At 63.2% G+C, this 1,861-nt stretch carries 1 protein-coding gene; it reads right to left on the bottom strand.

From position 1 onward, the window contains the following. Positions 1-87 precede the first annotated feature (87 nt). Entirely contained in the window at positions 88-1,455 is a 1,368-nt protein-coding gene (gene ltrA, locus AP428_RS34200; RefSeq protein WP_011548086.1) for a group II intron reverse transcriptase/maturase, read from the bottom strand. Between the last annotated feature and the right edge of the window lie 406 nt (positions 1,456-1,861).

Raw genomic sequence — 1,861 nt, 5'->3', positions numbered from 1 at the left:
AATCGGCATAGGGGACGACCATGAGGCCGTACCCCTGCCACACCACCCGGCATGCGGGTCCGCACCGGGCGGTTCGGGAAGTTGAGGTTATGAGAGTCGGGGCACACCCAGCCGGTCGAAGTACGCGAGGGTCAATACGCTATTCAGGAGCTTGCCGCTATTACGCCACCAGCGACAGCTGTTCGCCGCCACCTGTTGCGCCACAGCGGACGGTGCGCCCAGCGCACGCAGTTCCCGGTAGATGGTCGGACCGCGGCGCCAGTGTTTGAGCTGGATGACACGCAGCCGGTGACGCATCCACTTGTCCAGATCCAGCCAGACTCGTGGCGTCTGCGCCATCCGGAAGTACGCCTTCCAGCCCAATACATAAGGCCGTAACCGTTCCACCACGTCCTTCATGCTGCGCCCGCCGCTACGGCCGGTCAGTTCACGAATGCGGCGTTTGAACGCCAGCAGCGATCTGGCCGCCACCTTGCGCTTGATGACACCGCCGGACGCTACCCATAGGCTGTAGCCCAGAAACTTGCGACCGAACACACTGGCGACTGCGCTTTTGGTCTCGTTGACCTTCAACCGCAGTTGCCCATACAGACGACGCAGCAGCGCCATCACCCGCTCGCCAGCACGGCGGCTACGAACATAGACATTCGCATCGTCGGCATAGCGCGCGAAGCAGTGGCCTCGCCGCTCCAGTTCCTTGTCCACCTCATCGAGCAACACGTTGGCCAGCAACGGCGATAGCGGCCCGCCCTGTGGCGTGCCCTGTTCGCGCTGCTGAACCACGCCGCCATCCATGATGCCGCTGTTCAGATACGCCCGGATCAGCCAGATCACGCTGGCGTCCCCAATACGTTTCTGCAGTCGGTCGATCAGGATGTCGTGGTTGACCCGGTCGAAGAACTTCTCCAGATCAACATCCACCACGATTCGCCGACCCGACTGCACGTACGACTGCGCGGCAAGCACCGCATCGTGCGCACGCCGTCCAGGCCGGAAGCCGTAGCTGTGCTCGCTGAAGCCAGGGTCCAGAACCGGTTGCAGCACCTGCAGCAGCGCCTGCTGGATCAGCCGGTCCGTCACCGTCGGGATGCCAAGCTCGCGCTCGCCTCCGTCCGGTTTCGGAATCGTCACCCGCCGTACCGGACTGGGCCGGTACGTCCTCTTCAGCAACTGTTCACGGATCGCGGGCCACGCCGTCACCAGATGGCGCGACGTCTGGTCAATATCCAGACCGTCCACGCCAGCGGCTCCCTTGTTGGCCCGTACCCGTTTGAACGCCTGCTTCAGGTTCTCCCTCGTCAGCGCCGCCATCAGCAGCGGTGACCCTGTGTCCCCGGATTCATGGCGCGGGCAACAGCCTTCGTCGCTCACGGGCATAGACGCAGCTTCACCGCGTATGCTTCCCGCTCGCCCCGCTCGCACGGGCATCTGACGCATTGCCTGTCGCATCGACATGACGCTGGACACTCCTTCCCGTTCGGCCCTTCGTCACCAGCTTCAGCCTCATCGACCTGTCCTGTGACTACTACGACCTCTGCTGACTTCTCGCTCCGGCTCGACGCCGTCGCCCTTTCAGGCATAAGGCGAGATCTCCCCAGGTAAGAGCGCACTCCTTCATCGCACAACCGCCGCATTTACGCTGCTTCGCCTTGGTCACGAGAGCTTCGCGGTGCGTTGCCCGCTCGCCCTGCACGGCAGCGCCTTCTATGCAGTTCTTGTCCATCGGCTCACGATTTACGCTCCACGCTTCCTCTCCACATTCGGTCGCCCTCATGCAGTTGCGCTTCACTTCATTCGCTGTGACCAGCTTATGGCGGGACTTGCACCCGCAGGAGTGCGCCCATGCTGGGCGCACAACGAC

Source organism: Burkholderia sp. E168m22, from assembly GCF_001319805.1.
GTDB classification, from domain to species: domain Bacteria; phylum Pseudomonadota; class Gammaproteobacteria; order Burkholderiales; family Burkholderiaceae; genus Burkholderia; species Burkholderia orbicola.
Note: the sequence above shows the minus strand (reverse complement) of the source record. Positions and strands in the feature narration are given on the sequence as shown.

What these genes read in the sequence shown, in the direction of transcription:
- ltrA (WP_011548086.1), bottom strand. Translation starts at nt 1,455, where the DNA reads ATGTCGATGCGACAGGCAATGCGTCAGATGCCCGTGCGAGCGGGGCGA.